We start from the raw sequence: 13,275 nt of genomic DNA on the forward strand, positions 1-13,275 counted from the left end.
CTTAGCTGTCGCCGCGCATGAGCTCAACGAGGCGTGCGGCAGCAGTCTCAACCTCATCGTTCACGATGATCTCATCGAACTCATCAGCGGCTGCAAGTTCGATCTTCGCGGTCTCGAGCCGGCGGACGCGCTCCTCCTCACCTTCGGTACCTCGACCGACGAGCCTGCGCACAAGTTCGTCCCAGCTCGGCGGCGCGAGAAACACGAGTCGGGCGTCTGGCATGCTCTGCCGTACCTGACGTGCACCCTGCAGGTCGATTTCCAGGAGCACGACTTCGCCACGCGCGCTCGCGTCCATGACGGGACCGCGCGGGGTCCCATACCGGTATTTGTTATGCACTGTCGCCCACTCGAGCAACTCGTCAGCGGCGAGCATCCTGTCGAAGTCTTCGTCAGTGACGAAGAAGTAGTGCACACCATCGATCTCGCCGGGGCGCGGCGCCCGGGTCGTGGCAGAGACTGAGAGCTTCACGTCTGGGTGATTGTCGCGCACATAGGTCGCGACAGTCCCCTTGCCGACAGCCGTCGGTCCGGCAAGCACGGTGAGCGGCGGTCGCTCCCCGCGCGGTAGCGCGCCTGAGCGCTCACGCACGAACGTCTCGAGCCGTTCGCGCTGCAGCGCGCCAAGCCCACCGAGTCGCTTGCGCTCCGAGATCTGCAGCTCGTCACGAATGCGCTCCGCTTTCACCTGCCCGATGGAGGGAAACGAGAGGAGGTAGTCGGTGATCCTCAGCGTGGCCGCGGCGTGGCCGGGCACCTTCGAGTACTCGAGCACCTTGAGCGGTGAGATCTCGCCGCCGCGCAGCTTGCGCTTCAACTCGGCGCGAGCCTGACGCGCCGCCACGGCCGCCTTGTTTGCCGCGACCCGGTCTACCTCCGGCATTCCTGCCTGCTGCTTCGTCATGATCTCCCGTAGAGCGCCTCAGTGATACGTTCGGCCCGGTCTTGGACGCGGGCCGCGAGGCCATCGCCTCCACCACTAAGGATACTGCGCGATTCGTTCGCGAGCACAGCGTGGCCGATCCCCCCGAAGATCGAGGCAGCGTCCTCGATCCGCGCGCCCTGGTGGCCGAAGCCCGGAGCGAGCACTGGAAGCGCCGGGCTGACGCGCTCAGCCGTATCGATGCCGAAGTCGGCGAGGGTGAGCGTCGCACCGAGCACAACGCCCACTGAACCGACGCCGTCCGTCGGGTGTTCGGCGGCGTTGAACGCGTTCGCGCTCGCGACCATTGACTCGGCGAGCGTCTGACCGTCGCCGCGCACCGCGGTCTGCACCGCACGCGCCTCGGGATTTGACGTGGCCGCGAGCACGAACAGCCCCTTGCCGTGCTCGCGCACGTACGGGAACGCCCCGGCGAGCGTCTCGAAGCCCATATATGGCGCGACTGTCATCGCGTCTGCTTCGAGCGGCGAGCCAGGCGCGAGCCAGGCCTCGGCGTACGCGGCGAACGTCGAACCAATGTCTCCGCGTTTCACGTCGGCGACGATAAGCACGCCAGCGTCACGCGCGTCCGCGAAGACACGCTCCAGCGCGACGAAGCCAGCGGAGCCGAAACGCTCGTAGAAGGAGATCTGGGGCTTCACGCACGCTGCGACGCCGGCGGCGGCCGCGACGACGTCGCGGCCCATCCGCTCGGCGCCTGCGGGTGAATCGTCAAGCCCCCACTCGGCGAGGAGCGGCGCGTGCGGGTCGATACCCGCGCACAGGTGCCGGCTCGCGGCGAACTCCGCCGCGAGCCTGGCACCGAAGCTCGGCATCACTCCGCCGCCGCGAGCGCGGCCTGGCGGTCTGCCTCGTACTCCTGCAGCGACTTGACGTCGAAGCCCTGCGCGAGCGCAGACAGCGCACCAACGGCGGCCGAGAGCTCCGAGACCGTCGTGAAGATCGGCTTGTCGGCCGCCACGGCGGCCGCGCGGATCTCGTACCCATCAGCGCGCGCCGAGCTCCCCGAAGGAGTGTTCACGATCATGTCGATCTCACCACGGTTGATGAGGTCGACGATCGTGTCGCCCTCGGCCTGCAACGAGTGCTTGCGCGCGGTCTCCGATGCGATGCCGTTGCGGGCGAGCACAACCTGCGTGCCCTGGGTTGCGAGGATGCGGTAGCCGAGCTCCTGCAGGCGAAGCGCGGGCTGCACGACGGCGCGCTTGTCGCGGTCGGCAACCGACAGAAAGACCGTTCCAGATTTCGGCAGGGAGCTGCCGGCCGCTGCCTGGCTCTTCGCGAACGCGGTCGGGAAGTCGCGATCCATACCCATGACCTCGCCGGTCGAGCGCATCTCTGGCCCGAGGAGCGAGTCGACGACCAGCCCCTCGTTGGTGCGGAAGCGCTTGAACGGGAGCACGGCCTCCTTCACGGCGATGGGGGCGTCGATCGGAGCACGCGAGCCGTCGCGCTCGGGGAGGAAACCCTCAGCGATGAGCTGGGCGACGGTCTCCCCCGCCATGATCCGCGAGGCGGCCTTCGCGAGCGGAATACCGAGCGCCTTCGACACGAACGGCACCGTGCGCGATGCGCGCGGGTTGGCCTCGAGCACGTAGAGCACGCCCTGACCGATCGCGAACTGCACGTTGAGCAGTCCGCGCACGCCGATGCCCTCGGCGATGCCAAGCGTCGCCTCGCGCACCTGGGCGATCTGGTCGTGTCCGAGCGTGACTGGCGGCAGGGTGCAGCTCGAGTCACCCGAGTGCACACCCGCTTCCTCGATGTGCTCCATGACGCCGCCGACGTAGAGCTGCTCGCCGTCGTAGAGTGCATCGACGTCGATCTCGATCGCGTCGTCGAGGAAACGATCCACGAGCAGCGGGTGGCCGGGCCCGACGAGGGCGTGACCCTCGATCCGCTCGAAGTACCCGTGCAGCGACTCGGTGTCGTACACGATCTCCATGCCGCGGCCGCCGAGCACGAACGAGGGGCGGACGAGAACCGGGTAGCCGATCTCCTCCGCGATCCGGATCGCGCCTTCCTTATCGATTGCGGTGCCGTTGCGCGGAGCTGTGAGGCCGGCGCGCTCGAGGATCTGGGCGAACGCGCCGCGCTCCTCTGCGAGGTCGATCGCCTCGGGCGTGGTGCCGAGGATCGGGATCCCGGCGTCCTTCAACGGCTGCGCGAGCCCGAGAGCGGTCTGCCCGCCGAGCTGCACGACGACGCCGAGGAGCTCACCCGACGCCTGCTCGGCGTGGATGACCTCAAGCACGTCTTCAAGCGTGAGCGGCTCGAAGTACAGGCGGTCCGATGTATCGTAGTCCGTCGACACTGTCTCGGGGTTGCAGTTGATCATGATCGTCTCGTACCCGGCCTCTGACAGCGCGAACGAGGCGTGCACGCACGAGTAGTCAAACTCGACGCCCTGACCGATACGGTTCGGGCCCGAGCCGAGAATGACGACCTTCTTACGATCCGACGGAGTGACCTCGGTCTCAAGGTCGTACGACGAGTAGTGGTACGGCGTGAGCGCCGGGAACTCGCCGGCGCAGGTGTCGACAGTCTTGAATACCGGGCGCAGGCCAAGACCGTGGCGGAGGCCGCGCACCTCAGACTCCGAGATGCCGCGGATGGCTGCAATCTGCGCGTCCGAGAACCCATGATCCTTCGCCTCGCGAAGCACGTCGAGCGAGAGCTGCGGGGCAGCCTTCACCATCTCAGCTACCTCATTGATGAGCACGATCTGGTCGAGGAACCACGGGTCGATCGAAGTCGACTCGAAGACCTGCTCAATCGATGCGCCAAGGCGCAGCGCCTGCTGCACGTCGACGATACGGCCGTCAGTCGGGCGCTTGATCGTCTCAAGGATGTCAGCAACCGGGCGGCTCTCTTCACCCCAATGGAACGACGTGCCGCGCTTCTCAAGCGAGCGCAGCGACTTCTGCAGCGCGGTCGTGAAGTTGCGGCCGATCGCCATCGCCTCGCCAACCGACTTCATGGTCGTCGTGAGGGTGTCATCTGCGGCAGGGAACTTCTCGAACGCGAAGCGCGGGGTCTTCACGACAATGTAGTCGATAGCCGGTTCAAACGACGCGGGTGTCTTCTGCGTGATGTCGTTCGGGATCTCGTCGAGCGTGTAGCCGATCGCGAGCTTCGCCGCGATCTTCGCGATCGGGAAGCCTGTTGCCTTCGAGGCGAGCGCCGACGAGCGCGAGACGCGGGGATTCATCTCGATAACGACCACGCGGCCGTCCTTCGGGTCGATTGCGAACTGGATGTTGCAGCCGCCGGTATCGACGCCAACGCGGCGGATGATGTCGATAGAGATGTCGCGGAGGTTCTGGTACTCGCGGTCGGTGAGCGTGAGCGCCGGTGCGACGGTGATCGAGTCACCGGTGTGCACGCCAACTGCGTCGACGTTCTCGATCGAGCAGACGACGACAGCGTTGTCCTTGGTGTCGCGCATGAGCTCAAGCTCATACTCCTTCCACCCGAGGATCGACTCCTCGAGCAGCACCTCCGTCGTCGGGCTGTAGTGCAGGCCGTCAGTGACGATGCGCACGAGCTCTTCCTCGGTGTAGGCGAAGCCCGAGCCAAGGCCACCCATGGTGAAGGAGGGGCGAACCACGAGCGGGTACCCGAGATCCTTTGCGTACTCCTTCGCGTCCTCGAGGGTGTTCGCGACGTACGACTTTGCGACTCCCGCGCCGGCAGCGATCGCGATGTCCTTGAACAGCTGGCGATCCTCGCCCTTCTGGATCGCGTCGACCTTCGCGCCGATGAGCTCGACGCCGTACTTGTCGAGGATCCCTTGCTCGTGGAGCTCCATAGCCGCGTTGAGGGCTGTCTGCCCGCCGAGGGTCGGAAGGATCGCGTCTGGCTTCTCCTTCTGGATGATCGTCTCGATGACCTCGGCCGTGATTGGCTCGACGTAGGTCGCGTCAGCGAAGTCGGGGTCGGTCATGATCGTCGCAGGGTTCGAGTTCACGAGAATGACGCGTACGCCCTCCTCGCGAAGCACGCGGCAGGCCTGAGTTCCCGAGTAGTCGAACTCGCAGGCCTGGCCGATGACAATCGGGCCAGAGCCGATGACGAGGACAGAGTTGATGTCTGAACGCTTGGGCATGTCTGGTTAAGCTCCCTGAGTGGTGGTGTCGGCGGCTGCGGCGCGGTCTTGGACCAGAGCGCGGAAGCGGTCGAACAGGTAGAAGGCGTCGTGCGGGCCGGCGGCCGCCTCGGGGTGGTACTGCACCGAGAACGCTGGGATGTCAAGGCACTCGAGGCCCTCGACAACCTGATCGTTCAGGCTGTAGTGGCTGACCTGGACGCGACCGAAGCCGGCAGGCGACTCGAACTCGCCGTCGATCGGCGCGTCGACTGCGAAGCCGTGGTTCTGCGCGGTGATCTCGACGCGACCGGTGCGCTTGTCGAGCACTGGCTGGTTGATACCACGATGCCCGAAGGGCAGCTTGTAGGTGTCGAGACCGAGCGCGCGGCCGAGCAGCTGGTTGCCGAAGCAGATACCGAAGTACGGCAGGCCGTCGCGCAGCAGCTGCGCGAGGAGCTCGACCTGTGCGTCGCTTGCAGCAGGGTCACCAGGGCCGTTCGAGTAGAAGAGCGAGTCTGGTGCGAGCTCGCGGATCTCTTCGAGCGTCGTCTGCGCAGGCAGCACTGTCACATCGAAGCCGTGCTCCGAGAGGTACTGCACTGTCGCACGCTTGATGCCGAGGTCGAGCACTGCGATCGAGCCGACGCGCTGGACGCCCTCGGCGGACGGCACCTCATACCGCTCAGGGGTCGTGACCTCCGCCGACAGGTTCTTTCCCGCCATACCAGCCTGGTCACGAACGAGCGCGAGTTGCTCGTCAGCTGACAGCTCGAGGTCTGCACCCGAGAACACGCCAGCGCGCATGGCGCCGACCGAACGGATCTTCCGGGTGACGGCCCGGGTGTCGATCCCGGAGATGCCGACGACGCCGTCGTTGACAAGATCCTCATCGAGTGAGCGCTGGGCGCGGAAGTTTGATACCCGACGAGCCGGATCGCGGACGACGAAGCCCTCGACCCAAATCTTGCGAGACTCCATATCGGTGTCGTTTACACCGGTGTTTCCGATGTGCGGCGCGGTCATCATCACGATCTGCCCCGCATACGAGGGATCGGTCAACGTCTCCTGGTACCCGGTCATTCCCGTCGAGAACACAATCTCGCCAAGCGAGCGTCCGGTCGCGCCGTATGCGCGACCTTCGTATCGCGTACCATCCTCGATCACGAGCACAGCTGCTCCTGTGGGGAGTGCGGATGCTGGTGGCACCGTCACTTCATTCGTCGTCGTGGTCACGCGTCCTCCTGGCTCGTGTGGGTGGTCTTGCTTGAAGCAATTGGGGGTGAAAAGTTCTCGGTGGCTGTGCCCGGGGCGATCTCGCCAACTGCGGCTGCGAAACGTCGCTGGTCGCCAACCGTCGAAAAACGGAAACTCGACTCGACTGGGCGCCCATCGATGCCCTCCCAGCCCAGCAGCGCGAGGCCATCGCGTTCGACGACCTTTCCGATGCGGCCACCGGCCGAGTCGGTGCCGCGCACGCTTGCAGCGGCGAGGTGGACCGGGCGTTCGCCTGTCACAGCAATCTCGACGCCGTCGCGGCGAACCGTGACGTCAGCCCAACCCTTGTAGCGCAGGCCCGGGATCGCGAGCCGCTCAAGAGGCGCGCCCGCCGGCGTCGTCGAGACGTAGCCGACGTGCTCGAACGTCTGCACGACGTCACCGGCGAGGCCGTGGTCGGGCAGCGCGAGCCCTGCGTCGCGCCGATTGCGTGCGCGCCAGGCGAGCGCCATAAAGGTGAGGATCCCGGAGGCGATGACGAGCCACAGGATCAGGAACATTGTGCGGCTCATGCGCTCGCTCCGTTCTGTGCGTTCAAGTGCTGTGCGTTCAAGTGCTGTGCAGCCGCATTCCGTGCAGCCGCGTGCTCAGCAACGAGTGCCGTGTCGATGAGCTCGCCGTCTGCGAGCGTCAGGTAGCCCTTCCTGATGGTGTGCGCGACCCGGCCTGGCAGCTCCATCCCGAGGAACGGCGAGTTTGTGCTGAGCCCATGCAGGCGCGCGGTGTCGAACACGCTAACGCCTTCGGGGTCGACGAGCACGATGTCGGCTGGCTGGCCGACGTCGATGGCGCTCGGGTGCTCCCCGTCGGCTCCAACCACGAGCCTGCCGATCTCGGCGGGCTTTCGCGACAGCAGCGCCTCGAGCTCGGCCCAGCTGGCGTGCCCGGGCTGGATGAGCGAGAGCAGCGCGATCGGGAAGGCCGATTCGAGGCCGACCATCCCGAACGCCGCCGAGTCCCACTCGCATTCCTTGGCTTCGACTGGATGCGGCGCGTGGTCGGTGGCGACGATGTCAATGAGCCCGTCGGCGACGGCCTGCCTCAGCGCGCGAACGTCTTCCTCCCGACGAAGGGGCGGGTTCACCTTGTAGCGCGCGTCGTAGCTGCGCGCGAGATCCTCGGTGAGAATGAGGTGGTGTGGCGTCACCTCCGCGGTCACCTGAATGCCTCGAGCCTTCGCCCACCGGATCACCTCGACCGATCCGGCCGTCGACAGGTGGCAGATGTGCAGCCTCGCGCCGACGTGCTCTGCGAGCAGCACGTCGCGAGCGATGATCGATTCCTCGGCGACCGCTGGCCACCCCTTCAGTCCGAGCTCGCTTGAGAGCGCGCCCTCGTTCATCTGCGAGCCCTCGGTGAGGCGGGGATCCTGCGCGTGCTGCGCGATCACGCCGTCAAACGTTTTCACGTATTCGAGGGCGCGGCGCATGAGCAGCGGATCGTGCACGCACTTGCCGTCGTCGGAGAAGACGCGCACCTGCGCGCGGGACTGGGCCATCGCACCGATCTCGCTCAGGCGCTCACCCGCGAGGTCCTCGGTGACGGCGCCGATGGGGCGCACAGTCGCGTAGCCGGCAGCGTCGCCGAGGGCCTGCACTTGTTCGACAACCCCGGCCGTATCCTGCACGGGGAGCGTGTTCGCCATCGCGAACACTGTCGTGAACCCGCCGGCTGCGGCGGCGCGGGTGCCTGTCAGCACGGTCTCCGATTGCTCGAATCCCGGCTCACGGAGGTGCGTGTGGAGGTCGACGAAGCCAGTGAACGCGACGAGGCCGTCGGCGTCGATGACGTGCTCGCCGTCGCGCGGCTCGAGCCGGGGCTTGCCCGCGACTCCGCCGCGCTCGACAATGCGGCCGTCCGCGACACGCAGGTCCATCTGCTGAGCGCCGGTGATGTCGGCGCCGCGCTCGACGAGGTCGGCCGCGAGTCGCGCGCCGCGGATCAGGATCCCTTGAGTCATTACCTTCTCCTTCATCCTTCGGTTCGTTCGCTCTGGGGCCGCTCGCCTGACAGCAGCAGGAAGAGGCAGGCCATGCGCACTGAGACGCCGTTCGCGACCTGCTCGAGCACTGTCGACCGTGGCGAGTCGGCGGCGCCCGAGGAGATCTCGAGGCCGCGGTTCATTGGGCCGGGGTGCATCACGATCGCGCGTTCTTGGAGGCGAGCGAGTCGGGCGTCGTCCAGTCCCCAGTTGCGGGCGTACTCGCGTTCGTTCGGGAAGAACGCAGCGTGCATGCGTTCCGTCTGGATCCGGAGCATCATGACGACGTCGGGCTGTTCCGAGGCAAGGGCATCATCGAGCGAGTGGTACAGCGTCACCGGCCAGTCGCGCACGCCGAAGGGCAGGAGCGTTTCGGGCGCGACGAGGCTCACCTTCGCCCCGAGCGCGTGCAGCAGCCAGAGGTTCGAGCGCGCGACGCGCGAGTGGGCGATGTCGCCGACGATGACGACGGAGGCGCCATCGAGGCCCCTGCCCCTGCTCCCATCGCCGTGCAGGCGACGGCGCATCGTGAACGCGTCGAGTAGCGCCTGCGTTGGGTGCTCGTGCATTCCGTCGCCTGCGTTGAGCACCCCCGCATCGATCCAGCCGCTCGAGGCGAGACGCGCTGCAGCGCCGCTCGCTGGGTGACGAATGATCACTCCGTCGGCGCCGATCGCCTGCAGCGTCTGCGCGGTATCCTTCAGGGACTCGCCCTTCGAGACCGAGCTCCCCTTCGCGCTGAAGTTGATGACGTCTGCGGAGAGCCGCTTCGCGGCAGCCTCGAACGAGATCCGGGTGCGCGTCGAATCCTCGAAGAAGAGGTTGACGACTGTCTTGCCACGAAGCGTGGGGAGCTTCTTCATCTCGCGCTGCTGGGTCGCTGCCATGTCCTCGGCGGTGTCGAGGATCAGGATCGCGTCGTCCCGGTTCAACGTGCGCGTGTCGAGCAGGTGCCTCATGCGTGTTCCCCCGCGTCTCGCGTGCCACCACTGATCGTGACCGAGTCCTCGCCGTCGTGCTCCGCGAGCTTCACCGAGATGCGCTCATCGCGCGAACTCGGGAGGTTCTTGCCGATGTAGTCTGCGCGGATCGGGAGTTCGCGGTGCCCTCGGTCGATGAGCGCCGCGAGTCTGACTGCCTTTGGCCTGCCGTGGTCGCCAAGCGCGTCAAGCGCGGCTCGCACGGTTCGGCCGGAGAACAGCACATCGTCCACGAGCACGACCGTGACGCCGTCGACGCTTACGGGCATGTCTGTGGGGTGCGGGGTGCGAGTCGGGTGCTGCGCGAGATCGTCGCGGTACATCGTCGTGTCGAGGCTCCCGACTGGAACGTCGACACCCTCGATACGCGAGATGTTCTCGGCGATCCGCTGCGCGAGCATCGACCCGCGAGTGGGGATGCCGACAAGCACGAGGTCAGCAACTCCCTTGTTTGCCTCGATGATTTCATGCGAGATTCGGGTCAAGGCCCGCGAAATCTCGGCTCCATCGAGAACCGTTCGCGTGGTCATTCACCGCCCCCCTTCTGCGCCTCACTGGACACCATTAAAGAAAAGCTGTAGCTGCACTAGTCTAGCGCACCGTTCGCACCGCATTCACCCACAGACGCTGATTCAGGCTACGCGCCCGCGTGCTCCGCAATCTTGCCGAGCACACCGTTCACGAAGCGACTCGAATCGTCTGTCGAGTACTCCTTTGCGAGGGCGACCGCCTCGTTGATCGCGACCGCGGCAGGAACCTCGGGGTTGTGCAGCATCTCCCATGAAGCGATTCGCAGCAGTGCGCGGTCGACGTTCGGCATCCGCTCGATCGTCCAGCCCTGGGCGTAGCTCGCGATGAGTTCGTCGATCTCCTCGCGGTGATCGTTCACGCCGTCGACGATCTCGCGGGCGTAGAGCCACGAGGCGACGCGGTCGGGCTCGCCGACCGCGCGCTTCGCTTCATCTGCGACAACTTCCATGACCGGCGTGTTCATCACATCGGCCTGGAAGAGCATGTCAAGGGCGCGCTTGCGCGCCTTCGTCCGTGCTGACACGCCTAGTCGTTGACGCGGCCGAGGTAGTCACCCGAGCGGGTGTCGATCTTCACCTTGGTGCCGGCCTCAAGGAAGAGCGGCACCTGGATCTCAGCGCCGGTCTCAACAGTCGCGGGCTTCGTGCCGCCTGTCGAGCGGTCGCCCTGAAGGCCGGGTTCGGTGTAGGTCACTTCAAGCACGACCGAGGCGGGAAGCTCAAGGTAGAGCGGCTCACCCTCATGGAGGCCGATCTGGACCTGCTGGTTCTCAAGCATGAACTTGTGAGCGTCTCCGACGACGACCGCCGGAACCGTGATCTGATCGTAGTCAGACATGTCCATGAAGACGAAGTCAGCACCGTCCTGGTAGAGGTACTGGAAGTCGCGGCGATCGACGGTTGCCGTCTCGATCTTCGTTCCAGCGTTGTAAGTCTTGTCGATGATCTTGCCCGAGACGACGTTCTTCTGCTTGGTGCGGACGAACGCGCCGCCCTTACCTGGCTTGACGTGCTGGAACTCGAGGACGCTCCAGAGCTGGCCCGCCTCCTTGATAACGGTGCCGTTCTTAATGTCGTTCGAGGTTGCCATGCGGTGTTCTCCAAAGCCTGAGTGAAAGTTCGTGCGCCGTGCGCGCCGATCCATCTTACACCGCGGGGGCTCGGCACGCCTGGGGGCTACAGGTTTCGGCCATCGCGACGTACCATGACGCCATGGCACTGCACTGGAAACTCATCATTGATTCTGTCGAGCCACATCCGCTCGCTGATTTTTGGGCGGCCGCGCTCGAGTACGTTGTCGAGGATCCTGGCGCGCTCGTCTCCGAACTCGTGCGGAACGGTGACCTTCCCGAGTCGGAGACCATCGTGCATGCCGGGACACCGAGGTTCGCGGGCCTCGCTGCCGTTCGCCACCCCGACGACCCATTTGATCCTGTCACTGGCGCCGGTCACGGCCGGCGCATCCTCTTCCAGGCTGTCCCCGAACAGAAGTCAGGAAAGAATCGCCTTCACATTGACGTCCATGACACAGAACGCACGCTCGAGGAACTCGCGCACAGGCTTGAGCTGCTGGGCGCCACGCGCGTCGAGCGCATAGACCAGGGCCCCGCGGGCGTGTGGTGGATCATGCGCGATCCTGAAGGCAACGAGTTCTGCGCGGTTGGCGCGTAGCAGTTTTGTGCACACCCGCCAATACTGCGCGCGGGGACTTAGCTATCTTCTAGTATCGGGGCATGCATATGCTTCCTCGTACGCTCTGGCACAGGTGGTTCGTGGGCCCGCGAGGGCCGCGCCTCGATTTCGGCGCTGTCTCGCGTTCCGACTTTCGAGTGTGGCCGACAGACCTCGACATCCTGCGGCACATGAATAACGGCAAGTACCTCTCACTCATGGACGTTGGCCGCTTCGACCTCATGCAGCGAAACGGCGTGCTCGACCTCTTCGCTCGCGAGGCCTGGTATCCGGTCGTCGTTGGCCAGACAATTTCGTACCGCAAGTCGCTGAACCCTTGGATGAAGTTCACCATCGAGTCACGCATTCTGGGTGTCGACGAGCAGGCTGTCTACATGGAGCAGCGTTTTGTGCGCCCCGCGCCGAGCGGGAGTGCGATCGCAGGCGAACCCGAGGTGTATGCTCGGGCGATCGTACGTGCCCGGATCCTTCGCCGCGCGGGCGGCGTCGTGCCAATCGACGAAATTCTTGCGAAGTCGGGCGCTGACCCTGACGCGCTGCACGTACCTGCTGAGTATCTCACCTGGGGCGAGACGACCAAGCTGCCGTCGACGCGAGTCGACGCCCCGAGTACGTGGGGTGAAGGTTCCCACTCGTCGAGGCATTAGCGGCGGTCAAAGTAATAGCCACGGTCGAGGGAGCCGACGCGAGGCGCTAGCGTAGCGGTATGGAAGCACGGATCTGGCCTGGACTCATCGCCATTCTCTTTGGCAGCCTGTTTCTCATCGTCATCATCGTGCCGTTGATCGCCGCGAACTACCGCAGGTTCGGCCGGCTCTCCCCCGGCCGAATCTTCATCTGGGGTGCGTTTACTGTCTACGCGTGCGCTCTGCTGACGTACACCATGCTGCCGCTGCCTGAACCTGGCAGCTACGAATGCGTCGCTCCAAGGTTTACCCCGGGAGCCTCCGTCGCCGATATTGCCGACTACGACACATCGTCGGCGCGTGCGCTCGTCACGAACCCCGCGGTGCTGCAGATCGCCTTCAACGTGCTGCTATTCATGCCGCTCGGGTTCTTCACCCGCCTCCTTTGGGGGCGCGGTGTGCTCGCGACGGCGCTCATCGGCCTCGGGATCTCGCTCTTCATCGAGACCTCTCAGCTCACCGGCCTCTGGGGCATCTATGACTGCGCCTACCGCCTCTTCGACGTCGATGACATTATCGTGAACACTACGGGCGGGCTCCTCGGCGCTCTCCTCGCAGCCATGCTCAGGCTGCGGCCGGTGACCCCGCGTGGTGAGCTCGGACCGCGCCCGGTCACGTTCGGGCGCCGCTTCCTCGGGATGCTTGGCGACCTGGTCTCCGTCGGGTTCATCAGCGTCGTCGCTGAGATCTCGCGAAACCTCGTGCAGATCAGCGTGCTCGGCCAGGACCCGGCGGTCGTGGCCGAAAACCCGTCGCCTGCGTTTGGCTGGGTCGCGGCGCTCGCGATCCAGCTCGCGCTCGTCCTACTGACGGGCCGCACGATTGGCGACTTCATTGTCAACGTGAGGTACAAGCCCGGCGCCGTCCCCGCGGTGCTCGCCCGGCCGCTCCGCTTCATCGGCGGCATCGGCGGCTACCAGCTGCTGAATGCACCGGCCCTGACCGACGCCGGTTTCGGGTGGGCGCCGGGGCTATTCACGCTCACCGTGTTTGTGTGGGCGATCGCAACGCCCGACCGCTCCGGCCTTGCGGGCAATATCTCGGGCCAGCGTGTCGTTGATGCGTTCAGGGCGGCCCCGGAAGCGTAGGCACGGCGCA

Annotated in this window: 13 protein-coding genes; 3 read left to right on the forward strand and 10 right to left on the reverse strand. The window is 65.7% G+C overall.

From position 1 onward, the window contains the following. Position 1: 1 nt before the first annotated feature. The 10 genes from gmk to efp form a co-directional block, all read right to left on the reverse strand. Complete coding sequence (gmk, locus tag ACF07D_RS07980; RefSeq protein WP_119283869.1) at positions 2-904, reverse strand: guanylate kinase; 903 nt, start codon at positions 902-904, stop codon at positions 2-4. Beyond that, on the reverse strand, positions 901-1,758 hold the full coding sequence (gene pyrF, locus ACF07D_RS07985; RefSeq protein ID WP_391504686.1) for an orotidine-5'-phosphate decarboxylase: 858 nt from the start codon (positions 1,756-1,758) through the stop codon (positions 901-903). The genes gmk and pyrF overlap by 4 nt, the downstream gene beginning before the upstream one ends. Further along, positions 1,758-5,051 carry a carbamoyl-phosphate synthase large subunit gene (gene carB / locus ACF07D_RS07990; RefSeq protein ID WP_391504528.1) on the reverse strand — a complete coding sequence of 1,098 codons (3,294 nt, stop codon included), beginning with the start codon at positions 5,049-5,051 and terminating at the stop codon, positions 1,758-1,760. Before carB ends, pyrF begins: the two co-directional genes overlap by 1 nt. A 6-nt stretch (positions 5,052-5,057) precedes the next feature. Further along, on the reverse strand, positions 5,058-6,266 hold the full coding sequence (gene carA / locus ACF07D_RS07995; protein ID WP_391504529.1) for a glutamine-hydrolyzing carbamoyl-phosphate synthase small subunit: 1,209 nt from the start codon (positions 6,264-6,266) through the stop codon (positions 5,058-5,060). Beyond that, positions 6,263-6,820 (reverse strand): hypothetical protein, encoded by a 558-nt coding sequence (locus ACF07D_RS08000; RefSeq protein ID WP_391504530.1) that lies wholly within the window; start codon positions 6,818-6,820, stop codon positions 6,263-6,265. The genes carA and ACF07D_RS08000 overlap by 4 nt, the downstream gene beginning before the upstream one ends. After that, positions 6,817-8,268, reverse strand: a complete 1,452-nt coding sequence (locus ACF07D_RS08005; RefSeq protein WP_391504531.1) for a dihydroorotase — start codon at positions 8,266-8,268, stop codon at positions 6,817-6,819. Before ACF07D_RS08005 ends, ACF07D_RS08000 begins: the two co-directional genes overlap by 4 nt. Positions 8,269-8,279: 11 nt before the next feature. Next, positions 8,280-9,248, reverse strand: a complete 969-nt coding sequence (locus ACF07D_RS08010) for an aspartate carbamoyltransferase catalytic subunit (protein WP_391504532.1) — start codon at positions 9,246-9,248, stop codon at positions 8,280-8,282. Further along, positions 9,245-9,799 (reverse strand): bifunctional pyr operon transcriptional regulator/uracil phosphoribosyltransferase PyrR, encoded by a 555-nt coding sequence (gene pyrR / locus ACF07D_RS08015; RefSeq protein ID WP_255807737.1) that lies wholly within the window; start codon positions 9,797-9,799, stop codon positions 9,245-9,247. Before pyrR ends, ACF07D_RS08010 begins: the two co-directional genes overlap by 4 nt. 107 nt (positions 9,800-9,906) lie before the next feature. Next, complete coding sequence (gene nusB / locus ACF07D_RS08020) at positions 9,907-10,323, reverse strand: transcription antitermination factor NusB (RefSeq protein ID WP_119283876.1); 417 nt, start codon at positions 10,321-10,323, stop codon at positions 9,907-9,909. Positions 10,324-10,325: 2 nt separating this feature from the next. After that, positions 10,326-10,889, reverse strand: a complete 564-nt coding sequence (efp, locus tag ACF07D_RS08025) for an elongation factor P (protein ID WP_119283877.1) — start codon at positions 10,887-10,889, stop codon at positions 10,326-10,328. Positions 10,890-11,011: 122 nt separating this feature from the next. Between efp and ACF07D_RS08030 the strand changes: the two genes are divergently transcribed. The 3 genes from ACF07D_RS08030 (at position 11,012) to ACF07D_RS08040 (ending at position 13,265) form a co-directional block, all read left to right on the forward strand. Continuing rightward, positions 11,012-11,470 (forward strand): VOC family protein, encoded by a 459-nt coding sequence (locus ACF07D_RS08030; RefSeq protein ID WP_119283878.1) that lies wholly within the window; start codon positions 11,012-11,014, stop codon positions 11,468-11,470. Positions 11,471-11,532: 62 nt separating this feature from the next. Then, on the forward strand, positions 11,533-12,138 hold the full coding sequence (locus ACF07D_RS08035) for an acyl-CoA thioesterase (RefSeq protein WP_391504533.1): 606 nt from the start codon (positions 11,533-11,535) through the stop codon (positions 12,136-12,138). Positions 12,139-12,197: 59 nt separating this feature from the next. Continuing rightward, positions 12,198-13,265, forward strand: a complete 1,068-nt coding sequence (locus tag ACF07D_RS08040; RefSeq protein ID WP_391504534.1) for a VanZ family protein — start codon at positions 12,198-12,200, stop codon at positions 13,263-13,265. Positions 13,266-13,275 lie beyond the last annotated feature (10 nt).

Origin of the sequence: Leucobacter sp. NPDC015123 (assembly GCF_043080205.1) — a bacterium.
Lineage (GTDB): Bacteria > Actinomycetota > Actinomycetes > Actinomycetales > Microbacteriaceae > Leucobacter > Leucobacter aridicollis_A.